The following is a 25,110-nucleotide window of genomic DNA, read 5'->3' on the forward strand; positions in this document are numbered from 1 at the left end:
CCTCTTGAGTTGGAAAATTCCCCTCCCAACCCTCCCCGCAAGGGGGAGGGGCTAACCTCCCGTGCTGTCTCGCCCATATTACGGTGTTCCTTTTGCAAGGTGGCCGTTGTCTGGTGTGGGCGGTGCCAAGTTAAGTCCCTCCCCCTTGTGGGGAGCGGTTGGGGAGGGGCCTTGTACTCGCTATCCCTTGGGGAAGCCTTCCGTTTCGACGGTATAACCAGCAGCCGTCATGACGCGCATCAGCTCGGCGTGGCCGATCTCGGCCATTTTCTGCGGCGGGGCCTTGCGCGGATCCTGTTCGGCCTCGACAACGAACCAGCCTTCATAGCCGTGATCGGCCAGCCGCTGGACGATGGCGGCGAAATCGAGCGAGCCGTCGCCCGGCACCGTGAAGGCGCCAAGCGCCACCGCATCGAGGAAGGACTGCCGGCTGCGATCCAGCCCATCCACCACCGGCTTGCGGATATCCTTGACGTGAACATGGTTGATCCGGGCGTGGTGGTTTTCGATGGCGCGCAGCACATCGCCGCCGGCAAAGGCCAAATGCCCAGCATCGAGCAGCAGCGGGATGCCTTCGCCCGAATGGCGCATGAAGGCGTCGAGTTCCGGCTCGGTTTCGACCACGGCGGCCATGTGATGGTGGTAGGAGAGCGGCATGCCCCACTCGGCGCACCATTCTCCAAACTGGGTGACGCGGTGCGCATAGGCCTTCATCTCGTCATCGGAAAGACGGGGCTTGGTCGCGAGCGGCTTGGAGCGGTCGCCCTGGATGGAGCGGCCGACTTCGCCATAAACGATGCAAGGTGCGGCGACGGCCTTGAACAGTTCGATCATCGGCGCGATACGGTCCTTGTTGGCGGCAAGCTCCTCGTCAACAAGCGTGCCCGAGAACCAACCGCCGCACAGCGTGACGTCGGCGGCGCGAAGGATGGGCAGCATCACCTCGGGATCGTCGGGGAAGCGGCGGCCCTTTTCCATGCCGGTAAAGCCGGCACTGCGTGATTGCCGCAGGCATTCCTCCAGGGACACATCGTCGCTGAGCTCAGGAAGATCGTCGTTCCACCAGGCGATGGGCGACATGCCGAGTTTGGCCTTCATCAACATTCTCCTTAAAAGCATTGCGGAAGGGCCGGGACGCTCTTCCGAGAAATGATAGCACCACAGTGCCGCGCGCCTTTTCAGACGCGCAAAGGACGCTGTAGCACCTCGAATTGCTGCATAATTTTGTCCTTAAATCGGTCCCGATTAAGGAATTATGCAGTAGATTAGCCGATGCGCTGGGCAGCACGTGCTTCGACATAGCCCTTGCGCGCTTCGTTGACCTGTTCGCGCGGGCTGACCTCAGGCACCGCGACATCCCACCAATGGCCGCCGGCCTCCGTGGTAATGAGCGGATCGGTGTCGATGACGAAGACCGAGGTGCGGTCGTTTTTCTTCGAGTCGGCGATCGCCTGCTCGAGTTCGGCGATCGAGGCGACCTTGACGGCGATGGCGCCCATGCTTTCGGCATGCGCGCGGAAATCGATCTCCGGCATCACCTCGTGGTAGGAGTCCTTCAGCAGATTGTTGAAGTTGGCACCGCCGGTTCCCATTTGCAGCCGGTTGATGCAGCCATAACCGCGATTGTCGAGCAAGACGATATTGAGCTTGAGGCCAAGCATGACCGAGGTGGCAATCTCGGAATTCATCATCATGTAAGAACCGTCGCCGACCATGACGACGACATCCCGTTCGGGATGTGCCATCTTGGCGCCCAGCCCGCCGGCAATCTCATAGCCCATGCAGGAAAAGCCGTATTCCATGTGATAGCTGCCCGGCGCCGTCGCCGGCCAAAGCTTGTGCAATTCGCCGGGAAGGCCGCCTGCAGCACAAAGCACCGTCGTATTTTCGCCGCCGAGCGTGCGCGCCACCGCGCCGATCACCTGCGCATCGGAGGGCAGGGCGGCATTGGTCGTCGCCATCGCCCTGTCCGCTGCCTCCATCCAGACCTTCTTCTCCGCAGCCGCCTTCTCGACGAGGGCTGCCGGCGCCTTCCAGCCCGAAAGCCCTGCCGACAGTGCCTTCAGCCCTTCGCGGGCGTCAGTCACCAGTGGATAACTGTCGTGCTTCACCGCGTCATAGGCGGCGATGTTGAGCCCGATCATCCTGAGGCTGTCGTTCTTGAACAGTGCCCAGGAGCCGGTGGTGAAATCCTGGCAGCGCGTGCCGACGGCGATGACCAGGTCCGTCTCCTCCGCGATCACATTCGCCGCCGACGTGCCGGTGACGCCGACCGAGCCGAGCGCCAGCGGATGGGTTTCGTTGATCGACGACTTGCCGGCCTGGGTGACGACGACGGGAAGGTCGTGAGCCTCGGCAAAGGCGGCAAGCTCCTTCGTCGCCTGCGAATAGAGCACGCCGCCGCCGGCAACGATCACCGGCTTCTGCGACGCCTTGATCAGCGCGATGGCATTCGCCAACTCGTCTGCATCCGGCTGCGGCCGGCGGGTCGTCCAGACTTTTTCATCGAACAGGCTTTCCGGATAATCGAAGGCTTCTGCCTGAACGTCCTGGCAGAGCGACAATGTTACCGGACCGCAATCGAGGGGATCGGTCAGGACCTGCATGGCGCGCTTCAGCGCTATGATGATCTGCTCGGGCCGGGTAATGCGGTCGAAATAGCGCGAAACCGAACGGAAGGCATCATTGGCCGAAACCGTGCCGTCGCTGAAATCCTCGATTTGCTGCAGCACCGGATCCGGCGCGCGGTTGGCGAAGACGTCACCCGGCAGGAAGAGAACGGGAATACGATTGACGTGCGCCACGCCGGCGGCCGTCACCATGTTCAGCGCCCCGGGGCCGATCGAACTCGTGCAGGCCATGAAGCGCGTTCGGAAATTCGCCTTGGCATAGGCGATTGCGGCATGCGCCATGCCCTGTTCGTTGTGAGCGCGATAGGTGGTCAATTCCTCGCGCACCTGATAGAGTGCCTCGCCGATGCCGGCGACGTTGCCGTGACCGAAGATCGCCCAGACGCCGCCGAAGATCGGCACTTTCTTGCCGTCGACGATCGTCATCTGTGCTTTCAGGAAATGCGCGACGGCCTGCGCCATCGTCAACCGTATCGTCTTGCCCATCGGGTCCTCCCGCAATCTTTCTTTTCGCGTTTTCCCCTCCTCAACCCCTCCCCACAAGAGGAGGGCTAACCTGCCGGGCTCTCTAATCGCCGCAACGTCTCCTCCAAAGGGAAGCTTGCTGATGGCGTGAGGCGGTGCTCCGGGTTAAGTCCCTCCCCCTTGTGGGGAGGGGTTGGGGAGGGGTCTTAATTCTCAGTCGAGGTCGCGCGTCTTCAACCACGCCTCTGTCAGGTGCCGGAAGCGGCCGGCCATATCGGCGATCGCTTCCTCGTCGTTCATTTCGCCTGAAAGCCAGGCGCGCGCCGGATCGGCAAAGATCGTCCGCCCGACGGCGAAACCCTTCACGGAGGGAGCCGCCAGCGTCGCCTCGAAGCAGGAGATCAGCTCGTCGGCGGGCGCCTCGAGCCCCAGGAGCACGATACCGCGGCACCATGGATCATTTTTGGCGATCACTGCATCGATCTTCTTCCAAGCTCCACGGGATGCTTGCGGCTCCAGTTTCCACCAGTCCGGCTTGATGCCGAGCGCATAGAGCTCCTCCAGCGCGGTCGCGATCGTATCGTCGGTGAGCGGCCCGTTCTTGCCGGCGATGATCTCCACCAGCAGCTCGCGGCCGACCTTGCGGGCGGCCTCGAACAGCGTCCGCAGCTTCTCCTGCTGCTCCGTCTTCAATTCAGCCGGATCATCGGGATGATAGAAACACAGGCACTTGATGCAATGGCCGAGCGGCCATTCCACAAGCTGCGAGCCGATATCCTGGCTGAATTCGAAGCGGAGCGGCTTCGAGCCCGGCAATTCCACCGGCCGGCCGATCCAAGAGAAATTCTTCGTCGCCGCATCGAAGAAAGCGTCGCGGCCGAAGCGTTCGTCGATCAGCATGCCGTAGCCGTCGCGGCCGTTCGAAACCCGCGCCGCTGCCGCCACCGCCAGCCGTTTGAAGGCGACGATCTTCTCATGGCCGACGCCGAGCTCATCGGCGACGCTGACGAGCTGCGAACGGTGGTCGATCGCCAGCGCCATCAAAAGCGGGATTTCGCCGCGCCGGGTCGATGCCCAGTGAATATGGTTGAGCGCCTCGTCCTTGCGCAGCGCCCGGTGCTTGCTGCCGGTCGTCAGGAAGAAGTCGAGTTCCGCCCAGGTCGGATATTCCGGCGAGCAGAGCAGACGAGAGACGGCGAAGGCGCCGCAGGCATTGGCCCAGGTGGCGCAGGTCTTCAGCGGCTCGTCGCGCAGGAAGCCGCGCAGGAAGCCGGACATGAAGGCATCGCCGGCGCCCAGCACGTTGAAGACCTCGATCGGGAAACCCTGGCCGATGATGCCGGCTTCGAGATCGTCGGCGATCGGCCCGTCATAGACGATGCAGCCCATGGCGCCGCGCTTGAGCACGATCGTCGCCGGCGACAGCCGGCGGATCTCCTTCAGTGCGCCGAGCACGTCGTCGGCGCCGGAAGCGATCAGGATTTCCTCTTCGGTGCCGACGATGAGGTCGCAATCCGGCAGCGTCTCCTTCATCTTCGAGGAGACCCGGTCGGATTTTACGTAGCGTTCGAAGCCTTCCGCATGGCCGGCAAGGCCCCAGAGGTTCGGCCGGTAATCGATGTCGAAGATCACCTTGCGGCCGTTCGCCTTGGCGATGCGGATAGCTTTGCGTTGTGCGGCCTCCGTATTCGGCCGGGAGAAATGCGTGCCGGAAACGAGAACGGCGCGCGACGATCTGATGAAATCTTCGTCGATATCACCTTCATCGAGCGCCATGTCGGCGCAGTCCGACCGATAGAAGATCATCGGCGACACGCCCTCGGCCTCGACCGCCAGCAGCACCAGCGCCGTCAGCCGCTCCTTGTCGGTGACGATGCCGTCTGTCGCCACGCCTTCGCGTGCCGACTGCTCGCGGATGAAACGTCCCATCTGCTCGTCACCGACGCGGGTGATGAGGCCGGATTTGAGGCCGAGCCGCGCCGTGCCGATGGCGATATTGGCCGGGCAGCCACCTACGGACTTGGCGAAGGAACCGATATCCTCCAGCCACGAACCGATCTGCTGACCGTAAAGATCGACCGAGGAACGGCCGATGGTGATCACATCAAGCGCCGGCTCCGGCTGTGAACCCGGATTCGATTGTACCATGATGTCCTCCCGCTAGATTTTGCGCGGCTTCCAGTGCCTGCGAATTTTCAATAATGAAACATCGGTTCCGATATTTTGTCAATTCGGAATGTTTATTCCATTTTGCCTTTTACAGGTTTTGACTGCTGATCCTTGCGCCGCCGCTCAGCGATTGCAACCGGCAATGCCATAGTGAGCGCCATCGAGGCCGAAAGCGAGCGGAAGCCGGCAAAATCGGCCTCCGCCACCTCGAACCAGTGCGTGGCGCAGGCGGCAAGCGGCGAGAAGGCCGAATCGGTGATCGCGATGACGGGGACGCCGCGGTCGGCAAGATCCTGGCTCTGGCTGAGGCTGTCGGCCGCATAGGGCGAGAAGCTCGCCGCGATCGCTGCATCCTTCGGTGTTGCGAACTGCACCATTTCAGGGTCGACGCCGTTTGGCGAGGCGACGATCTGATGACGGATGTTGAGCTTGGAAAAAGCGTAGGTCATATGCGCCGTCAAAGGGTAAGAGCGCCGTTTGGCGATCAGATAGATCGTCTCGGCGTTAGCAAGGATATTCACCGCTTTGGTGAAAGTATCGCTCTGCACCGTCGCCGCCAGCCGGTTGACCGACTGGTTTGCCGCGGCAATGAAGCCGGAGAGCAGATTGGCGTCCTCATCGTCGCCGTTCGATTGCTCGAGCGTGACGAGGCGCTCTTCGTAGCTCAGCGTCCGGTCCCGCAATCTTTCGCGAAAGATGCTCTGCAGGTCGGAAAAGCCTCCATAACCCAGATGATGCGCCAAGCGCACCAGCGTCGAGGGCTGGACGTCGGAGGCTGCCGCGATGCTTGCCGTCGTTCCGAAGGCGATTTCGTCGGGATTGCCGAGCGCGAAGGCGGCGACCTGCGCCAGCCGCTTTGGCATGCTCGCCTTGCGCTCGATGATGGCGCTACGCAGGCTTTCGAAATCGCGCGGCACACGCGCGTGCCTCTGGGGATCGTTATCCATGCTTACGGCTCACGAGATGAAACAAATATTCCATATTATCGAACATAAACGATTTCAAACGACACCGCTAATTGTTTTTAATCCCCTGTAATTGAAGGCTTTTAAACAATCTGCTCGGGAAGAGCGTAGAAATGCCTGCGAGCAGGTCCTTGTCAAAATGATCCAAATATTCCAAAAATCCGCGCACAGCTCTGGAGGAGACGGAAATGAAGCCACTCGGCATCGGTTTGATCGGCACTGGTTATATGGGCAAGTGCCATGCGCTGGCGTGGAATGCGGTAAAGACGGTGTTCGGCGATGTCGAGCGTCCGCGTCTTGTGCATCTCGCGGAAGCCAATGCCGAGCTTGCTAAGACTCGTGCCGGTGAATTCGGTTTCGAGAAGGCGACGGCCGACTGGCGGGCGCTGATCGCCGACCCCGAGGTCGACGTGGTCTCCGTCACCACGCCCAATCAGTTTCACCCCGAGATGGCGATTGCAGCCATCGAGGCCGGCAAGCATGTCTGGTGCGAAAAACCAATGGCGCCGGCCTATGCCGATGCCGAGCGCATGCTGGAAACGGCGAAGCGATCGGGCAAGGTTGCCGCCCTTGGCTATAATTATATTCAGAATCCCGTCATGCGGCATATCAGGACGCTGATTGGCGAAGGCGCCATCGGCACGGTCAATCATATCCGCGTCGAGATGGATGAGGATTTCATGGCCGATGCCGATGTCTTTTTTTATTGGAAGAGCGAGCTTTCCGCCGGCTACGGCGCGCTCGACGACTTCGCCGTCCACCCGCTGTCACTGCTCTGGTATCTCTTCGGCCATGTCGAGGCCGTCATAACGGATATGGTAAAACCCTATGCCGACCGCCCGCTGAGCGAGGGTGGCCGCCGTGCCGTCGAAAACCACGATGGCGCCAACGTGCTGATGCGGCTTGGCGGCGGCATTTCCGCCGTGTTGATGGCGAATCGCGCCGCCTGGGGCCGTAAGGGCCGCATCGCCCTGCAGATTTTCGGCTCGAAAGGCTCGATCGTCTACGACCAGGAGCGCATGAACGAATTCGAACTCTATCAGGCCGACGGCCGCGGCTCCGAACAGGGCTTCCGCAAGATACTGGCGGCACCTGCCCATCGGCCTTATGATCGGTTCATTCCGGCACCAGGCCACGGCCTCGGCTTCAACGATCTGAAGATCATCGAATGCCGCGAGCTGATCCGGGCAATATCAGGCGAGCCGTCGTCGATCGTGACATTCGAAGACGGTCTCAGGATAGAGAAGTCGGTGCATGCCATGGCACAGTCCTTCCACGAGCGCCGCTGGATCGAGATCGGCTGAATGTAAGAGGCCGCTTTCCGTTGACGGCGCACGGGCTACTGCATAATCCCTGAAATCGGGATCGATTTCAGGGATTATGCAGAAACTCAAAATGCGACAGCGTCCTTTGCGTGTCTGAAAGATGCGCGGCGCTTTACAGGACAGGCCTTGGCGTGGGTGTCGGGCGCAGCTTCAGGAGTGAGATCGTGACGGATAGACTGGTGATCATCGGCGCTGGACAGGCCGGTTTCGCATTGGCGGCCAAGCTGCGTGCGTTGAAGGATGCGCGCCCGATCACCCTCCTCGGCGCCGAGGACGTAGCTCCCTATCAGCGTCCGCCACTGTCAAAGAAATACCTGCTCGGTGAAATGGCCTTCGACCGCCTGCTGTTCCGCGCCGAGCACTGGTATGCAGACAATGACGTCGATCTTCGCCGTTCAACCTGGGCCGAGCAGATCAAACCGGACAGCAAGCAGGTCCTGCTGCAGGACGGCTCTGTTCTCGATTACGGCACGCTGGCGCTGACCACCGGTTCGACGCCGCGCCGGCTGCCGGCCGCGATCGGCGGCGATCTCGAAGGCGTCTATGTCGCCCGCGACAAGCGCGATGCCGACCTGCTTGCCGACGAGATGCGTCCCGGTCGCCGCGTCCTCATCATCGGCGGCGGTTATATCGGTCTCGAGGCGGCGGCCGTTGCCCGCCATCGCGGCCTGGAAGTCACCGTCATCGAGATGGCCGACCGCATCCTGCAGCGCGTCGCGGCGAAGGAGACGGCCGACATCATGCGCGCGATCCACGAGACACATGAGGTGGTGATCCGCGAGAAAACAGGGCTCAAGCATTTGATCGGCAAGGATGGCCGCGTCACCGGCGCCGCACTTTCCGACGGATCGGTCATCGACCTCGATTTCGCCGTCGTCGGCATCGGCGTCGCGCCGAACGACCAGCTTGCCAAGGAAGCCGGCCTCGAAGTCGCCAACGGCATTGTCGTCGATGAATTCGCCCGCACCTCCGATCCGGCGATCTTTGCGGCCGGCGATTGCGCCGCACTTCCCTGGCAGGGCGGCCGCATCAGGCTCGAATCGGTGCAGAACGCCGTCGACCAGGCCGAAGCAGCGGCAGCCGTCATCGCCGGCGGCAATGAGCCTTATGCGCCGAAGCCGTGGTTCTGGTCCGACCAGTATGACGTCAAGCTGCAGATTGCCGGCTTCAATCTCGGTTATGACGAGACGTTGCTGCGTCCCGGCACCCGTGAAGGCGCCCATTCGGTTTGGTACTTCAGGGAAGGCATGCTGATCGCCGTCGATGCCATCAACGACGCGAAAGCCTATGTGACCGGCAAAAAACTGCTGGAATCCGGGACTAACCCCGACAAATCGATTCTCGCCGACCCTTCTGCTGACCTTAAGAGCCTGCTCGTCTGAGATCGGCCTCTTCATCGAAGAGAACGAAGCGCGATCAAACTCCGCGGATCTCGGCAGGTGGCGAGGTCTGTTTGCGCAACCAGCCGAATTGCCGCTCGCTGCATTTCTTCTGGTGAAAGCTCAAAAAACCCTTGCAATCCCAGACCGGTCGCCATAGTTAGGCCGCACCGGAGAGGTGGCCGAGTGGTCGAAGGCGCTCCCCTGCTAAGGGAGTATACGTCAAAAGCGTATCGTGGGTTCGAATCCCATCTTCTCCGCCATTCTGATTTCCTGAGCATGCGTCGATCTTTAATTTCCGGCAGGGAATCATGTTCGCTTGGTCGACTATGCCTTTGGCCGGACGAACGAGAAAAATCTCTCTGCGTCGAGTGAGAGAATCGTCTGCGGGAATCAGTTCCCGCGCTCACGCCCGGCAAGTGGCGAAAGCTGGATCCGTGCACGTTCGGTTACGCTTCCTGTAATCACGAATCCCCCGCAAGAGCTGCATTTTGTCAAAAAAGTGTCACGAATGTGTCGCAAAGCGCATGTCCAATTCTTTGTTGACCGGACCTAAGCCTCCGCAAAATCAGGGTTTCTTAACAAAACATAAAGGAAATCGAGGCTGGCTGCCCGACTTGTGTCCTTTCAGCAACAGAATGTCGGGAAGGCTCCCTCAAATCCCCCATCCGAGCAAGTTGGTGATTGCGCGACGGCCTGCGTCTTGTATTTTCAGCGTCGGAAGCAAGGGCGACTGATCGTCCACTTCTTGAAACACGGGGATGGGGCAGGGAACGCTGCTCAGCGAAAGATCCCAAACCCGATCGAAACTTTGAATTGGAGGTCATTTATGAACATCAAGAGCCTTCTTCTCGGCTCCGCTGCTGCTCTCGCAGTAGTTTCCGGTGCTCAGGCTGCTGACGCTATCGTTGCTGCCGAGCCGGAACCGGTTGAATATGTTCGCGTCTGCGACGCTTACGGCACCGGCTACTTCTACATCCCGGGCACCGAAACCTGCCTCAAGATCGAAGGCTACATCCGTTTCCAGGTCAACGTTGGCGAAGATGTCGGCGGCGATTCGGATTGGGATGCCGTCACCCGCGGTCAGGTTCAGTTCACGGCCAAGAGCGACACCGAATATGGTCCGCTGACCGGCGTCATCGTCATGCAGTTCAATGCTGACAATGCCACCGATCAGGAAGCCATCCTCGACTCCGCTTACCTCGACGTCGCGGGCTTCCGCGCCGGTCTGTTCTACAGCTGGTGGGACGATGGTCTCTCTGGCGAAACCGACGACATCGGTTCGGTCGTAACGCTGCACAACTCGATCCGCTATCAGTATGAAAGCGGCACCTTCTACGCCGGCCTCAGCGTCGATGAACTGGAAGACGGCGTTTACCAGGGTACCTTTGCTCCCGGCGTCATTCCCGGCACCACCGTCTTTACTGCGGACGATGGTCCGAACAATGTCGGCGTTGCCTTCGGCGTTGGCGGCAAGGCTGGTGCGTTCAGCTACCAGGTCACTGGCGGCTGGGACGTCGACAACGAAGACGGCGCTATCCGTGCAATGGGTACGGTTGACATCGGTCCCGGCACGCTCGGCCTCGCCGGCGTATACTCTTCCGGCCCGAACTCGTACTACTCCTCGGCTGAATGGGCTATCGCTGCCGAATACGCTATCAAGGCAACCGACAAGCTCAAAATCACCCCGGGCGTTCAGTACTACGGCAACTACTTCGGCGGTGGCACGGAAGTTCCGGAAAACTTCGACGGTCTCGGCGATGCTTGGAAGGCTGGTCTGACGGTTGATTACCAGATCGTCGACAACTTCTACGCCAAGGCTTCGGTTCAGTGGCTCGATCCGGAAGACGGCGACGACACCACGACGGGCTACTTCCGTCTGCAGCGTTCGTTCTAATTTGATCTGACTTCGGTCAGTCAGGAAAGCCCGGCTCTCGAGCCGGGCTTTTTGTATTGGTGCGCCCAGCATGGGCGCACTCTTGTGGGTGGAAGTCTCATCGTAAGCTGGTCATAGCGAGCGAAGAGAAGCGCAACTGCGGAAGGGCGACCGACCGTGGGGAGGAAGCGTGAATCGAAACTGCGGGCCGATGAACAAGAACCGGATATGAGGCGGTGCCGACCAGGGCGAGCGGGCAATGAACCGCAAAGCTCTTGTGACCAAGGGGCGGTGGCGTAAATCCGGCGGTCGTGCAGGGAAGGAGTGCGTTCTTACCTGGGGAGATCTCGCCTCATGCCTGAAAGGGCGACGGTGTCGAGCCGGAGCGAGAAGTCAGCAGAGGCCGTAGTAGGGAGCGCACTGGCGCGCGAACGAAGGGCCGAAGGAGTGGAAGGGAGAGCCGCTGGTTATCCGATTTGAACGGTCTCAGATGGTCGCGCCAGCGAAGCTCGCCGATCTGGCAGGTAGGGTGAAGCCCGAAGGGCCACGGCAGCGAGAAATCAAATCCGCCGAGGCTCCCCCTATGCCGATTGGACGAATGGCACATTGTGCCCGCTGACCGGTTTCGATGAGGTTACCGGCAGGCGGCGAGAAAAGCTCGTATTGCTGTGGGGATGTTATCAAGATGCAGGAGCGGGGCATGTCCTTGCCCTTCGGCAGTATGTCGGATCAACCCCGAATGCCGCCGCGCCATTTCGCCTGCGCTTTCCAGTGAAAGCAGCGAAGTGTTTTCACCGCGGATCAGCATGAGCGGCAACCGGCCCAGGCTTTCGAATTGCTCCCAGAGATCAGGCAGCGGCTGGCTGAAATCGATCGATTTCAGCGCCTCCGCAATCGCTGGATCGTAATCGGCAACAGGCCTTCCATCGATATCCCGACAAAGGGCAAGCGCCATCTCGTGCCAATCTTCTTCTGCAAGCGCGGTAAATGACGCGCCATGATTTTCCTTCAGTATAACGGCCGCCTCGTTCCAGTCCCCCGGCTTCCTGCCGCTGTTGAGGTAGTCGCGGATCCGCGCCAGACCCTCAGCCTCGAGCACCGGCCCGATATCGTTGAGGATGACGGCTTCGAGAAGATCCGGTCTCGTCGCTGCGATCAGATGCAGGATCAGCCCGCCCCGCGACGTGCCGATGAAGATCGCCCGCTCGATGCCGAGTGTCGTGCAAGCGGCAATGACGTCGCCGGCCTCGATGGCGAGATTGTAGTTCGCCTTGTTCTCGTCCCAAGCCGAATTTCCCCGCCCGCGCGAATCGAGTGCAATCACCCTGCGTGGCGCCGTCGTGTCGCGGGAAAGAAGCAGCGCAAGCGGATGAAAATCCCGCGTATTGCGGGTCAGGCCGGGCAGGCAGACGATCGGCAGTCGTCCCGCGGTTGCCACCTCGCCGGGCCGATAGTCGCGGGCATAAAGCTTCAGCCCATCCGAAGACGCGTAAAATCGTTCCTGGAAACCACTTGCATCCGTGTCCGGCATCGCATCCCTCGAGAGTTGTTGATCCCGCAGATGTAGCTTGCTTTTCGAGCCGCGCCAAACGGCTTCAGGAGGCGCTGCGTCCGCCGACAAGGTCGCGCTCGATGTCGGTCGGCTGTCCGAGACGGGCTTTGTAGACCTCGTAATTCTCCATCACCCGCTGCACATAGTTGCGCGTTTCGGGGAAGGGGATGCGCTCGATCCAGTCGACGATTTCGTCGATCGGCCTACCGCGCGGATCGCCGTAACGGCCGATCCATTCCGGTACCCGCTTCGGCCCAGCATTGTAGGCAATGAAGGTGAGGATATAGGAACCGCCGAAGGCGTCGATTTGCTCGCCGAGATAGTGCGCACCGAGTGTGGCGTTATAACCGGCATCGGCCGTCAGCTTGTCCTTCGAATAGGCGATGTTGTGGCGCTTTGCCACCGCCTGGGCTGTTCCCGGCAGAAGCTGCAGCAGTCCGCGTGCATTGGCCGCCGATACGGCGGCCGGATTGAAGGCGCTTTCTTGCCGGGCGATGGCATAGGCGAGCGCCTTGCCGGAGCCTGATATATTGGCGTTCGCCGGGATAACGCCGACCGGAAAGGCGAGCGCCGCGACATCGATGCCGCGTCCATAAGCGATCTTGCCAATCTGCAGCGAAAGATGATGATCGCCGGATTGCTCTGCCTGTGCCGCGAGGACAGCCAGTTCACCCGGGCTCTGCAACTGATCGGCAAGCGCGAGATAGAGAATATCGGCCCGCCACCCATGGCCGGCGGCCTCCAGCCGGGTGATTGCCTGCACGGCTTCGCGTGCCTGGTAGCGTTGCCGGTCGGCAGTGCTCGGCGACGGATAGGTGACATTAAGCGTCTTTCGCCCCAGCCTTTCGGCCGCGAGCTGGCCATAGAAGGTGCCTGGAAAATCCGCGGCCTTTGTATAGAATTCGCTGGATTTTCCGGGGCCGCCGGCTTCGGCTGCCCGTCCCAGCCAGTACCAGGCGCGTGAAACCGAGATCGGCCCGTTCGATGTCTCGAGGATCTTGCGGAAATGTCTTTCCGCCGTTGCCGGGTCCTGCAGGCCGCGAAGCGCGTACCATCCGGCATGGAATTCAGCCTCGACGATATCCGTCGGGCTCGTTGCGGCGTAGTTTGCGACGATGCGATAGGCAGGCTTGAATTGTCCCTGGTCGACGAGACCACGGCTGACGATGCGTTGCTCGTTCCACCATTCGCCGGAGTTGACGAGTTCGCTGCGCTCCGGCGGCATTTGCTCCAGAAGTCCTGCCGCCTCGGCATATTTGTCCTGCTTGCGTAGATATTCGATCCGCGCAAACAGCAGGCCGGCATCGGTGCGCCACTTCGCATCGACTCCGTTGAGCAAAGCGCCGGCATTGGCCGCTTTGGCGTCGACCGCAGCCCAGGCCTTGTAGAGCGATTGCGCCTGGCCCATGTCTCCGAAGCGCTTGGCCTGTGCCACCCGGCCGCGATACATCAGATAGTCCATCCGCGCCTTGTGGTCGGCGGGTGTCAACAGCGCGGAAAACTCGATGAGGATCTTGTCCTCGGTCGCCTTGTCGAGAGCCTCTCCACGCCAAACCTTGCGGATGTATTTTGCCGCTTGCGCTTGGCCGCCTGATGCAACCAGCGCCCGGCCGAGGACGACCGCACCCTGCATCGTCTCAGGCGCGGTATCTCCGAAGGCGGCAAGTATGGCGGGAGGGGCGGGATTTTCGTCATAGAGCGCGCGCTCGGAATAGGCGCGCAGCCGCGAAACGCCCGGCCAGCCCTTGAGCTCCTGCGCGGCACTGGCGATTTCATAGGAGGGAACGCCCTTCAATCCGGAAACGGCAATCGCCCAGGTGAGGATATGGCGGTCGAGCGTAGCGTCGCGCATGCCGTCGCGGATCGAAAGCGCCAGCTGCGGGTCCTTGTCGGAAAGCGCATCGAGGCCGGCTTTCAGGTCGCCGTTGACAGGCGCGATTGCCGGGTTGTGCGGAATGGCACCCGTTGTGATCGATTCCGGTATGGATGTCTCGGGAATGAAGCCGAGCGGCTTGACCTCAGGCATCGAAGGGCTCTCGCCGGGAAGCGGCGACGCAACGCTGCCCCACGCAGCGGCAATGAAGCCGAAGGCGGACAGAATCAGGACAGCTTTCTTCATCCGGGATCTCGCAACGAAAACACGCCCTGCCATTAGGCTAGAGGCATCTTAACGAAACCTTACCGTACCAGGTAAAATTCGTTCACATCTGCTATCGGAATTTGCCCTAAACCGAACTCTACGCGCTTGTCGCGATGATTTCGGCGCTCTATGGTGCGCAATTCTTATTCATGGAATGCGGCCGAAGCAAGGATTTGGTCGTGAGGAGCTTTGCATGTTCAATGGGTCCATTCCCGCCCTCGTCACCCCCTTCACCGATGCCGGACTGATCGACGAAGACAGCTTCGCCGCTCATGTCGACTGGCAGATCAAGGAAGGCAGCGGTGGTCTCGTTCCGGTCGGCACGACGGGCGAATCCCCGACGCTGTCGCATGCCGAACACAAACGGGTCGTGGAACTCTGCATCGAGGTTGCCGCAAAACGCGTTCCCGTCATGGCTGGCGCCGGCTCGAACAATACGCGGGAGGCGATCGAGCTTGCCCAGCATGCCGAAAAGGTCGGTGCGAACGCCGTTCTGGTCGTCACTCCCTATTACAACAAGCCGACGCAGAAGGGTTTGATCGCGCATTTTTCGGCCATCGCCGATGCCGTCGATCTGCCGATCTATATCTATAACATTCCCGGCCGCTCGGTGGTCGATATGACGCCGGAAACGATGGGTGCGCTCGCCAAGGCGCACAGGAATATCGTTGGCGTCAAGGATGCGACGGGCAAGATCGAGCGCGTTTCGGAACAGCGCATCACCTGCGGGACGGATTTCCGGCAACTGTCTGGCGAGGATGCGACGGCGCTGGGCTTCAACGCCCATGGCGGTGTCGGCTGTATTTCGGTAACGGCCAATGTCGCCCCACGCCTCTGCGCCGATTTCCAGGCGGCGACACTGGCAGGCGATTATGCCCGCGCCTTGGAATATCAGGATCGGCTGATGCCGTTGCACAAGGCGATTTTCCTTGAGCCGGGTCTTTGCGGCGCCAAATACGGGCTCTCCAGGCTTGGCCGGATGAGCCGTAACGTCCGCTCGCCGCTGCTTTCGACGCTGGAACCGGCAACGGAATCGGCCATCGACGCCGCCATGCGCCATGCCGGCCTGTTGAACTGACGAGACCGGCCTTCTTCACAAGACAGGGTCTCTCCCTTACATAAAGGGCAAGGAATGAGGGCGCGGCTTTTCGCGCCCTAGTTCCGAATGATTTTAGGCTGGACCGGCCTAAAGCCATCCAGACGTACATCAAAGAAATAGAGCATGATGGCACCCGAAAACCGCTCACACTTTTCGGCATCATGCTCGGAAGCAATTGGAATATCGTCATGGCCCCCAAAGGCAGCCAGCGTGTAGTGAACAAGGTTGTGGCGGAAAACCGCAAGGCCCGCTTCAACTACGAGATCATCGATACCTACGAGGCCGGCCTCGTGCTGATGGGCACGGAGGTCAAGTCGCTGCGCGAAGGCAAGGCCAATATCGCCGAATCCTACGCCTCGGATGAGGGCGGTGAGATCTGGCTGATCAATTCCTACCTGCCGGAATATCTGCAGGCCAACCGCTTCAATCACGAACCGCGCCGGCGCCGCAAGCTGCTGTTGTCGGGCCGTGAAATCCATCGCCTGCGCTCCGCCATCAACCGCGAAGGCATGACGCTGATCCCGCTGAAGATCTATTTCAACGACCGTGGTCGGGCGAAGATGGAACTGGCGCTCGCCAAGGGTAAGAAATTGCACGACAAGCGCGAGTCGGAGAAGGAACGCGATTGGAATCGGCAGAAGAGCCGCCTGCTGAAGGATAGAGGCTGACAGTATGACGATGGCTGGCAATGGTCGCCATCCGCCAGGTTTTCATCACTTGTTTCGAACGGCGCGCCAGAAGCCCGCGGCGCTTTGACGAGCCAGTCGGCTTCGAAGTGTAAAACCCGCTTAGTCCTCGAAATCGCTGGCCGGGGCGACTTCGGCCGGGCGTGGCGCCCGCTCCGAGGGATCGCGACCGATTTCAGCCTTCAGAGACAAGAGGTCGATAAAATGATCGGCCTGACGGCGCAGGTCGTCGGCGATCATCGGCGGCTGCGTCGCCATGGTTGAGATCACCGAGACCTTGCGGCCTCTGCGCTGCAACGCCTCGACCAGGTTCGTGAAGTCGCCGTCGCCCGAGAAGATGACGAGGTGATCGACCGTTTCGGACTGTTCCATCGCGTCGATCGCAAGCTCGATGTCCATGTTGCCCTTGATCTTTCGGCGACCCATGGAATCCGTGAATTCCTTGGCAGGCTTGGTGACGACTTTGTAGCCGTTATAGTCGAGCCAGTCGATCAGCGGCCGGATTGATGAATATTCCTGATCCTCGATCAGCGCGGTATAATAATAGGCACGCAGCAGATATCCGCGTTTTTGGAATGCCTTCAGGAGCTTGCGGTAATCTATATCAAAGCCGAGGCTCTTGGATGCAGCGTAGAGGTTGGCGCCGTCAATGAAGAGTGCAATTTTCTCGCGTGGGTCAAACATCGCTTACCAATCCAATGAGAGCAATCGAAATCAGAAGGCATCAAACCTCAATAAAAACAATAGCTTGTGTTTCAATTTTCGACCTGATCCTTACTTTATGAATTATTCATATATGAAAGATTTAGGGCACGATTCGACATATTCCAAGCAACCTTCGGTGGAAATATGACATTCTCCATGGAAATTTAGCTCAGCCACGGATAAAGGCGAGGGGAGGCGGAATGAAAAACTTGTATTTGCCCGGTTTTAATTGTATCGGGCGTGTTAATCCCGAAATGACGACCGTAAAGGACAGGCAATGGCCCGTGTCACAGTTGAAGATTGCATCGACAAGGTGGAGAACCGCTTCGAGCTGGTTCTGCTCGCCAGCCACCGCGCCCGGCTGATTTCCCAGGGTGCCTCGATCACCATCGATCGCGACAACGACAAGAATCCTGTGGTGGCCCTGCGCGAAATCGCCGACGAGACGCTTTCGCCCGACGACCTCAAGGAAGATCTGATCCATTCGCTGCAGAAGCATGTCGAAGTCGACGAGCCCGAGCCCGATCCGGCAAGCATGATCGCCGCCGGCGGTGCCACTGCGGCCGACAGCGAAGAGCAGGACGACGTGCCGGAGACGATCACTTTCGACCAGATGTCGGAAGAAGAGCTGCTTGCCGGCATCGAAGGCCTCGTGCCGCCGGAAAAGAGCGACGACTACTAAGCGCGCAGGCGGGACCTCCGGTCGCATCGGTCAGATGCGACCTGAAAAAGCGGCATGCGGCGCAAAAGAGCGATGATTACCAATCGTCAATCTTGCACCTTTATTGCTTAGGCATATTATTGCCCATGTGTGCGCCAATCGTTGATTGGCGCGCTTTTATTTTTATCGGAGTGGCTTTGGAATGATGCGGCAGTACGAGCTCGTGGAGCGGGTTCAGCAATACAAGCCCGATGCCAATGAAGCACTGCTGAACAAAGCCTATGTCTATGCCATGCAGAAGCATGGCCAGCAAAAGCGCGCGAGCGGCGATCCCTATATTTCCCATCCGCTCGAGGTCGCCGCGATCCTCACCGACATGCATCTCGATGAATCGACGATCGCGGTCGCCCTTCTGCACGATACGATCGAGGATACGACGGCGACGCGCGCCGAGATCGACGAGCTGTTCGGCGAGGATATCGGCCGGCTGGTCGAGGGTCTGACGAAGATCAAGAAGCTCGATCTCGTCACCAAAAAGGCCAAGCAGGCGGAAAACCTGCGCAAGCTGCTGCTCGCCATATCAGACGATGTGCGCGTGCTGCTCGTCAAGCTTGCCGATCGCCTGCACAATATGCGCACCCTCGATCACATGTCGGCCGACAAGCGTGCCCGCATCTCCGAGGAGACGATGGAAATCTATGCGCCGCTCGCCGGCCGCATGGGCATGCAGGACATGCGCGAGGAACTCGAGGAACTCTCCTTCCGCCATATGAACCCGGAAGCCTACGAGACCGTCACCAAAAGGCTGGAAGAGCTTTCGAAGCGCAACGAGGGCATCGTCAAGAAGATCGAGGCCGAACTGCGCGACCTTCTGGTCGCAAGCGGCCTGACGAGCGCCTATGTCACGGGCCGGCAGAAGAAGCCCTATTCGGTCTTCCGCAAGATGCAGTCGAAGTCGCTTTCCTTCGAGCAGCTTTCCGATGTCTACGGCTTCCGCCTGATCGTCGAGGACATCCCGTCCTGTTACCGGGCGCTCGGCATCGTCCACACGCGCTGGCGCGTCGTGCCCGGCCGCTTCAAGGACTATATCTCGACGCCGAAGCAGAACGATTACCGGTCGCTGCACACCACCATCGTCGGCCCCTCCAGCCAGCGCATCGAACTGCAGATCCGCACCAAGCGCATGCACGAAATCGCCGAATTCGGCATCGCCGCCCACACGCTCTATAAGGACGGCGCCACCAATGCCGATGGCGACATCCTGTCCCGCGAATCCAATGCCTATTCTTGGCTGCGTCATACGATCGAGGCCCTGGCCGAGGGCGACAGCCCGGAAGAGTTCCTCGAACACACCAAGCTCGAGCTCTTCCAGGACCAGGTTTTCTGCTTCACGCCGAAGGGCAAGTTGATTGCCCTGCCGCGCGGCGCCACCCCGATCGATTTCGCTTATGCAGTGCACACCAATATCGGCGACACCACGGTGGGCGCCAAGATCAACGGCCGTATCATGCCGCTGGTGACGCGGCTTGCAAATGGCGACGAGGTCGAGATCATCCGCTCCGGCGTGCAGGTTCCGCCCGCTGCTTGGGAGGAGATCGTCGTGACCGGCAAGGCGCGCGCCGCCATCCGCCGCGCCACCCGCATGGCGATCCGCAAGCAATATGCCGGCCTCGGCCACCGCATTCTCGAGCGCACCTTCAACAGGGCCGGCAAGATCTTCTCGCGCGAGGCGATGAAGCCGGCGCTGCCCCGTCTCGGCCAGAAGGATGTCGAGGATGCGATCGCCGCCGTCGGCCGCGGCGAGATGTCCTCGCTCGACGTGTTGCGCGCCGTCTATCCCGATCATCAAGATGAGCGCGTCACCGTGAAGCCGTCGGGCGATGACGGCTGGTTCAACGTTCGCAGCGCCGCCGGCATGATCTTCAAGATCCCCGGCAAGACCAAGACAGGGCACGACGGCGGCCATTCGGAAATCGACGCCGATGCCGATATCGGGCCGATCCGCGGCCTGTCCGGCAATGTCGACGTCAAGTTCGCGCCGACCGGCGCCGTGCCCGGTGATCGCATCGTCGGCATCATGGATCAGGGCAAGGGTATCACCATCTATCCGATCCAGTCGCCGAGCCTGCAGCGCTTCGACGATCAGCCCGACCGCTGGATCGACGTGCGCTGGGACCTCGACGAAGCCAACAAGTCGCGTTTCATGGCGCGCATCATGGTGAATGGGTTGAATGAACCCGGTACGCTTGCCAAGGTCGCCCAGACGGTTGCAGGCCTCGACGTCAATATCCGCTTGCTGAATACGGTGCGGGTGGCCGCCGATTTCACCGAAATGATGATCGAGGTCGAGGTCTGGGACCTGCGTCAGCTCAACCAGTTGCTCGCCCAGATGAAGGAACTGGATTGTATCGCCACGGTCCGGCGCCTCTACGAGTAAGCTTTTGTTAAGCCGCCCCAGAGGGTTGGCCGAAAAATTGCACATTTTATAATCGGAGCGGCGCATCAACGGGGCAAGAGATGCGTTGAGTGCATGGCTGCGTCCATGTTGCGGCGGTGGTAATTAACCTCTTTCGGCCCTATCTTCTGGTCATCGAAACGTAAACAGAAGATGAGACAAGATAATGTTTGACCCTATCAAGAAATTCGCACGTGCCTTCCGCGCTCCGACCACACAGGAACGTGAAATGGCTTATTTGAACGGCTCGCTCGATCGTATTGATCTCGAGTTTCGTCAGCGCCAGGTCGACCGCGGTCTGTTCCGCAATCGCTGATACCGAACTTTATACTTGAGACGAGTGAGGGACGTTATGCATAACGGATGCCCCTGGGCATGAAGAAGCTCCTCTTCGCAGAGAGAAATGAGGGGTGGTTTTTTGAGCGGTATCATTTGCCGCTCTTGTCATGGTGGTGTGCGCTGCACTAAATACCGGCCATGTTGTTTCGCCGTCGCAAGCCTGCGGGATTCAAGGAAAAGATGCGGGAGCTTTTATGGCCTCGCAAAGGTTTCCTTCGCCCGATCCGTTACCTGACAATGCGCATCCTGCGCCTGAGCGCTTCGCCGCATGCGGTTGCCGCCGGCGTCGCTGCGGGTGTCTTCGTCTCGTGGACGCCTTTCATCGGCGTGCATTTTGTCATGGCTTTCGTCATCACCTATTTCCTCTCCGGCAGCATGGTGGCCGCCGCCCTCGGTTGCGCCGCTTTCGGCAATCCGCTGACCTATCCCTTCATCTGGGGCATCACCTGGGAAATCGGGCATTTGCTGTTGAACCGCGAGGATCATCTGGCCGGTCAGACGGTGGATCTCGCTGCCCTTTTTCACAAGCTGAACTTCGCTGAGCTGTGGAAGCCCGTGCTGGAGCCGATGCTGGTTGGCGCCATTCCGCCGGCGGCCGTCACCTCCGTTGCGCTCTATGCGCTGACGTTCTACACCGTGAAGGGTTTTCAGACGCGCCGCCACATACGGCTGATGGAGCGGGCGCGCCTGCGTCTTGCCAGTCTGGCCGGCGATATGCCGAGCGTATGAACCTGATCGAGAATTCTTAAGGGACGGAAGGTTCCGGCATGATCATCGGCATTGGCAGCGATTTGATCGACATTCGCCGTGTCGAGAAATCCATCGAGCGCTTTGGCGAGCGCTTCACCCATCGCTGCTTTACCGAGATCGAGCGCGCGCGTTCCGACCGCCGGGCAAACCGTGCCGAATCTTATGCCAAGCGTTTCGCCGCCAAGGAGGCCTGTTCCAAGGCGCTCGGCACCGGCATGGCGCAGGGCGTCTTCTGGAAGGACATGGGCGTCGTCAACCTGCCGAGCGGCAAGCCGACCATGGTATTATCAGGCGGCGCCGCCCTGATCCTCGAATCGCTGCTGCCCGCGGGCCACAGGCCCGCCATTCATTTGACAATAACGGATGATTATCCCTTGGCGCAGGCCTTCGTCATTATCGAGGCGTTGCCCGAGAGCCTTTGATCGCGACCTCGGGAGCTGTTGATCGCGACCTCTCGTCGCTTTTGGTGTTGTCGCCATTGCCGCAACCGACCGAAGCCGCTAGAACAGGATGATTTCAGGCCAATCGGCCTAAAATCTGAATCCTGTTCTAGATTAAAGAATTAGAGCATGATGTCGTCCGAAAACCGCTCACACTTTTCGGCATCATGCTCTAGAGAGAACGACAGAAAGAACTGCGCCGCCGCGGCGTCTTGAAGGAATAAGACTGCGTGTCCGAAAAAGTCGAAGCCAAGCCGAATGCCCTCTGGGAAAATATCAAAGTCATCATCCAGGCGCTGATTTTGGCGATGGTGATCCGTACGGTGCTGTTCCAGCCCTTTACCATTCCCTCCGGTTCGATGATGCCGACGCTGCTCGTCGGCGACTACATCTTCGTCAACAAGTTCGCTTACGGCTATTCGAAATATTCGCTGCCCTTCTCGCCTGACGTCTTCAGCGGCCGCCTGTTCGGCGCCGATCCGAAGCGTGGCGACATCGTCGTCTTCCGCTTCCCGCCAAACCCCGAGATCGATTACATCAAGCGCTGCATCGGCCTGCCGGGTGACCATATCCAGGTTACCGACGGCGTGCTCTACGTTAATGGCAAGCCGGTTCCGAAGGTGGCGGACGGCAGCTTCACCTCGGATTACAAGCTTGATCCGGGTGCAGATGTGCCGGTGTTCCGCGAAACGCTCGACAACGGCAAGACCTATGACACGCTTGATCAGTCTCCGGTATCGCGCGGCGACAATACCCGCGAGTTCATCGTGCCGGAAGGCCACTATTTCATGATGGGCGATAACCGCGACAACTCGCTCGACAGCCGCTTTGACGTCGGCTTCGTGCCTGCGGAAAATCTTGTCGGCCGCGCTAGCGTCATCTTCTTCTCGCTCGGCAACGATACCTCCTTCCGCGAAATCTGGAAGTGGCCGACGAACATGCGTTGGGACCGCCTCTTCAAGGTTGTTGAATGAGTAAGGCGCAGACGCTTTCTGCGGCGGAACGCGCAAAGCTTGAAGGCCTGATCGGTCATGACTTCGCTGATAAGGAACGCCTGGATCGCGCGCTGACCCATGCCAGCGCCCGCATCGAAAAGGGCAGCAATTACGAACGGCTGGAATTCCTCGGCGACAGGGTCCTCGGGCTCTGCATCGCCGAACTTCTGTTCCGCACTTTCGGCACGGCGGGAGAAGGCGAGCTCTCGGTTCGCCTCAACCAGCTCGTTAGTGCTGAAACCTGTGCGGCGGTCGCCGACGAGCTCAATCTTCACCTCTATATCCGCACAGGCGCCGATGTGAAGAAATTGACCGGCAAGCGCATGATGAACGTGCGCGCCGACGTCGTCGAAAGCCTGATCGCCGCGATCTATCTCGACGGCGGCCTCGAAGTTGCCCGCCGGTTCATTCTGCGTTACTGGCAGGGCAGGGCGGTGCGGGCCGATGGCGCCAAGCGCGACGCCAAGACCGAGCTGCAGGAATGGTCGCACGCGAAATTCGGCGTCACGCCAATCTACCGGGTTGATGAACGCAGCGGACCGGATCATGATCCGCGCTTCAAGGTGACGGTGGAAGTTGCTGGCATTAAGCCCGAAACCGGCGTAGAGCGGTCGAAGCGTGCCGCCGAACAGGTCGCGGCAACGAAGATGCTTGAGCGCGAAGGCATTTGGCAGCAATCGCCTGCCGGAAACTGACGGGACAATGACACAAGAAGAAGATATCGCGGCCGAAGCTGCCGCAGAAACCAATGGTCCGACGCATTCGGGCTTCGTCGCGCTGATCGGGGCGACCAATGCCGGCAAGTCGACGCTGGTGAACCGCCTCGTCGGCGCCAAGGTCTCGATCGTCAGCCATAAGGTGCAGACGACGCGGGCCATCGTTCGCGGCATCGCGATCCACGACAATGCCCAGATCGTCTTCATGGATACGCCTGGTATCTTCAAGCCGCGCCGCCGGCTTGACCGTGCCATGGTGACCTCGGCCTGGGGCGGTGCGAGGGATGCCGATCTGATCGTACTGCTGATCGACAGCGAGCGCGGCCTGCGCGGCGATGCCGAAGCCATCCTCGAAGGCCTCAAGGAAGTCCGGCAGCCGAAGATCCTGCTGCTCAACAAGATCGACCGCGTCAACCGTGAGGATCTGCTGGCACTGGCCGCCGCCGCCAACGAGAAGATCGCTTTCGAGCGCACTTTCATGGTCTCCGCCGAAAACGGCTCCGGCTGCGACGACGTCATGGACTATCTGGCGAAAACGCTCCCGGAGGGGCCGTGGTATTATCCGGAAGACCAGATCTCCGATCTGCCGATGCGCCAGCTCGCTGCCGAGATCACCCGCGAGAAGCTGTTTCTGCGCCTGCATCAGGAGCTTCCCTACGCCTCGCATGTCGAAACGGAGAAGTGGGAAGAGCGCAAGGACGGCTCGGTGCGGATCGAGCAGGTGATCTATCTTGAGCGCGACAGCCAGAAGAAGATTGCGCTCGGCAAGGGTGGTGAAACGATCAAGGCGATCTCGACTGCGTCCCGCAAGGAATTGTCGGAGATCCTCGAACAGCCGGTCCATCTCTTTCTGTTCGTCAAGGTTCGCGAGAATTGGGGTGATGATCCCGAGCGGTTCCGTGAAATGGGTCTCGATTTTCCGAAATAAGCATGGCAAGGATGTCATCGGGTAGACGCTGGCCCCTGCTGGCGCGCCGGTTTTGCGACGGCAAGGGTACGTATGGCGACGTCGAGACCCATCAATTCGTTCAAGACGCCATGCGAGCAATGTCCTTTGCGGCCGCTGCCGCATTTCAGAGAGTTCAGCCGCGACGAGCTGGAATTCGTCTCGAGCTTCAAAAGGGGTGAGCTTGCCGTCGATGCCGGCTCCACCATTCTCGTCGAGGGAGCCCATAGCGCTCATCTCTTCACGGTGCTCTCCGGCTGGGGCTTCCGCTACAAGATGCTGGAGGACGGGCGTCGCCAGATTCTGAACTATATCATGCCGGGCGACCTGATCGGACTGCAGGGAACCATCGGCGGCGAGATGCAGCATTCCGTTGAAGCGCTTTCACCCGTTTCGCTCTGTGTCTTCGAAAGAGACAGGCTGATGACGCTCTACAACAAGCACGCCTCGCTCGCCTTCGACATTACCTGGATCGCCGCGCGCGAGGAGCGCATCCTGGATGAGCATCTCTTGAGCATCGGCCGCCGCACGGCGCTGGAAAGAGCAGCCTACCTGATCGCTTTCCTGTTTGAGCGCGGCCGGAAGCTCAATATTTTCAACGGCCGCAAATTTATCCCCATCACCCAGCAGCACATTGCCGACACGCTCGGTCTCTCCATCGTTCACACCAACAAAACCTTGAAAAAGCTCAGCGAACGTGGGTTGATCCGCTGGCAGGAGCGCGGCTGCGAGGTGCTGAACGGCGAGGAATTGATGGTCATCGCCAGCTGGGAAGGGCTTGGAGAGGGCAAACGCCCGTTCATCTAAAGCGCGTCGC

The 25,110-nt window shown here is 60.1% G+C and carries 21 protein-coding genes and 1 tRNA gene; 15 read left to right on the forward strand and 7 right to left on the reverse strand.

The window, feature by feature from the left end; all coding sequences use genetic code 11:
* Positions 1-180 precede the first annotated feature (180 nt).
* The 4 genes from iolE to N2A41_RS06250 form a co-directional block, all read right to left on the reverse strand.
* Positions 181-1,098, reverse strand: coding sequence for a myo-inosose-2 dehydratase (iolE, locus tag N2A41_RS06235; protein WP_222387269.1), 918 nt, complete (start codon positions 1,096-1,098; stop codon positions 181-183).
* 167 nt (positions 1,099-1,265) lie between these two features.
* Positions 1,266-3,116, reverse strand: coding sequence for a 3D-(3,5/4)-trihydroxycyclohexane-1,2-dione acylhydrolase (decyclizing) (gene iolD, locus N2A41_RS06240; RefSeq protein ID WP_260110531.1), 1,851 nt, complete (start codon positions 3,114-3,116; stop codon positions 1,266-1,268).
* Between the two features lie 192 nt (positions 3,117-3,308).
* Complete coding sequence (locus tag N2A41_RS06245) at positions 3,309-5,243, reverse strand: bifunctional 5-dehydro-2-deoxygluconokinase/5-dehydro-2-deoxyphosphogluconate aldolase (protein WP_260110532.1); 1,935 nt, start codon at positions 5,241-5,243, stop codon at positions 3,309-3,311.
* A gap of 92 nt (positions 5,244-5,335) precedes the next feature.
* Positions 5,336-6,211: a MurR/RpiR family transcriptional regulator gene (locus N2A41_RS06250; RefSeq protein ID WP_222387266.1), complete on the reverse strand. Its 876-nt coding sequence runs from the start codon at positions 6,209-6,211 to the stop codon at positions 5,336-5,338.
* 206 nt (positions 6,212-6,417) lie between these two features.
* Between N2A41_RS06250 and N2A41_RS06255 the strand changes: the two genes are divergently transcribed.
* From N2A41_RS06255 to N2A41_RS06270, 4 genes are all read left to right on the forward strand, one after another.
* Positions 6,418-7,533 carry a Gfo/Idh/MocA family protein gene (locus N2A41_RS06255; RefSeq protein ID WP_017963655.1) on the forward strand — a complete coding sequence of 372 codons (1,116 nt, stop codon included), beginning with the start codon at positions 6,418-6,420 and terminating at the stop codon, positions 7,531-7,533.
* 185 nt (positions 7,534-7,718) lie between these two features.
* Entirely contained in the window at positions 7,719-8,936 is a 1,218-nt protein-coding gene (locus N2A41_RS06260) for an NAD(P)/FAD-dependent oxidoreductase (RefSeq protein WP_260110533.1), read from the forward strand.
* 169 nt (positions 8,937-9,105) lie between these two features.
* Positions 9,106-9,196: transfer RNA gene (locus N2A41_RS06265), tRNA-Ser, on the forward strand.
* A gap of 566 nt (positions 9,197-9,762) precedes the next feature.
* On the forward strand, positions 9,763-10,830 hold the full coding sequence (locus tag N2A41_RS06270; protein WP_260110534.1) for a porin: 1,068 nt from the start codon (positions 9,763-9,765) through the stop codon (positions 10,828-10,830).
* Between the two features lie 613 nt (positions 10,831-11,443).
* Here N2A41_RS06270 and N2A41_RS06275 read toward each other — a convergent pair.
* Positions 11,444-12,340, reverse strand: a complete 897-nt coding sequence (locus tag N2A41_RS06275) for an alpha/beta fold hydrolase (RefSeq protein WP_260110535.1) — start codon at positions 12,338-12,340, stop codon at positions 11,444-11,446.
* A gap of 64 nt (positions 12,341-12,404) precedes the next feature.
* Positions 12,405-14,480, reverse strand: a complete 2,076-nt coding sequence (locus N2A41_RS06280; protein ID WP_260110536.1) for a lytic transglycosylase domain-containing protein — start codon at positions 14,478-14,480, stop codon at positions 12,405-12,407.
* A gap of 214 nt (positions 14,481-14,694) precedes the next feature.
* Here N2A41_RS06280 and dapA point away from each other — a divergent pair, with 214 nt between their 5' ends.
* On the forward strand, positions 14,695-15,579 hold the full coding sequence (dapA, locus tag N2A41_RS06285; RefSeq protein WP_162118525.1) for a 4-hydroxy-tetrahydrodipicolinate synthase: 885 nt from the start codon (positions 14,695-14,697) through the stop codon (positions 15,577-15,579).
* Between the two features lie 209 nt (positions 15,580-15,788).
* Positions 15,789-16,268, forward strand: coding sequence for an SsrA-binding protein SmpB (smpB, locus tag N2A41_RS06290; RefSeq protein ID WP_026154084.1), 480 nt, complete (start codon positions 15,789-15,791; stop codon positions 16,266-16,268).
* Between the two features lie 120 nt (positions 16,269-16,388).
* Here the strand turns inward: smpB and N2A41_RS06295 are convergent, their stop codons facing one another.
* Complete coding sequence (locus N2A41_RS06295; protein WP_003546927.1) at positions 16,389-16,970, reverse strand: LabA-like NYN domain-containing protein; 582 nt, start codon at positions 16,968-16,970, stop codon at positions 16,389-16,391.
* A 298-nt stretch (positions 16,971-17,268) separates the two neighbouring features.
* Here N2A41_RS06295 and rpoZ point away from each other — a divergent pair, with 298 nt between their 5' ends.
* From rpoZ to N2A41_RS06340, 9 genes are all read left to right on the forward strand, one after another.
* Complete coding sequence (gene rpoZ / locus N2A41_RS06300) at positions 17,269-17,673, forward strand: DNA-directed RNA polymerase subunit omega (protein WP_017959757.1); 405 nt, start codon at positions 17,269-17,271, stop codon at positions 17,671-17,673.
* Positions 17,674-17,854: 181 nt separating this feature from the next.
* Positions 17,855-20,089: a RelA/SpoT family protein gene (locus N2A41_RS06305; protein WP_017963662.1), complete on the forward strand. Its 2,235-nt coding sequence runs from the start codon at positions 17,855-17,857 to the stop codon at positions 20,087-20,089.
* A 184-nt stretch (positions 20,090-20,273) separates the two neighbouring features.
* Entirely contained in the window at positions 20,274-20,423 is a 150-nt protein-coding gene (locus tag N2A41_RS06310; protein WP_003558084.1) for a DUF3563 family protein, read from the forward strand.
* 161 nt (positions 20,424-20,584) lie between these two features.
* Positions 20,585-21,175, forward strand: a complete 591-nt coding sequence (locus N2A41_RS06315) for a DUF2062 domain-containing protein (RefSeq protein ID WP_222384664.1) — start codon at positions 20,585-20,587, stop codon at positions 21,173-21,175.
* 38 nt (positions 21,176-21,213) lie between these two features.
* Positions 21,214-21,618 (forward strand): holo-ACP synthase, encoded by a 405-nt coding sequence (acpS, locus tag N2A41_RS06320; RefSeq protein WP_260110537.1) that lies wholly within the window; start codon positions 21,214-21,216, stop codon positions 21,616-21,618.
* Between the two features lie 248 nt (positions 21,619-21,866).
* Entirely contained in the window at positions 21,867-22,610 is a 744-nt protein-coding gene (gene lepB / locus N2A41_RS06325) for a signal peptidase I (RefSeq protein WP_131702305.1), read from the forward strand.
* Positions 22,607-23,326: a ribonuclease III gene (gene rnc / locus N2A41_RS06330; RefSeq protein ID WP_260110538.1), complete on the forward strand. Its 720-nt coding sequence runs from the start codon at positions 22,607-22,609 to the stop codon at positions 23,324-23,326. Before lepB ends, rnc begins: the two co-directional genes overlap by 4 nt.
* 7 nt (positions 23,327-23,333) lie before the next feature.
* A complete protein-coding gene (era, locus tag N2A41_RS06335) occupies positions 23,334-24,275 on the forward strand; it encodes a GTPase Era (RefSeq protein WP_260110539.1) in 942 nt (313 codons plus the stop codon).
* Positions 24,276-24,347: 72 nt separating this feature from the next.
* Positions 24,348-25,100 carry a Crp/Fnr family transcriptional regulator gene (locus tag N2A41_RS06340; protein ID WP_260110540.1) on the forward strand — a complete coding sequence of 251 codons (753 nt, stop codon included), beginning with the start codon at positions 24,348-24,350 and terminating at the stop codon, positions 25,098-25,100.
* The last annotated feature ends 10 nt before the right edge of the window (positions 25,101-25,110 follow it).

Origin of the sequence: Rhizobium sp. SRDI969, assembly GCF_025152725.1 — a bacterium.
Taxonomy (GTDB): Bacteria; Pseudomonadota; Alphaproteobacteria; order Rhizobiales; family Rhizobiaceae; genus Rhizobium; species Rhizobium leguminosarum_I.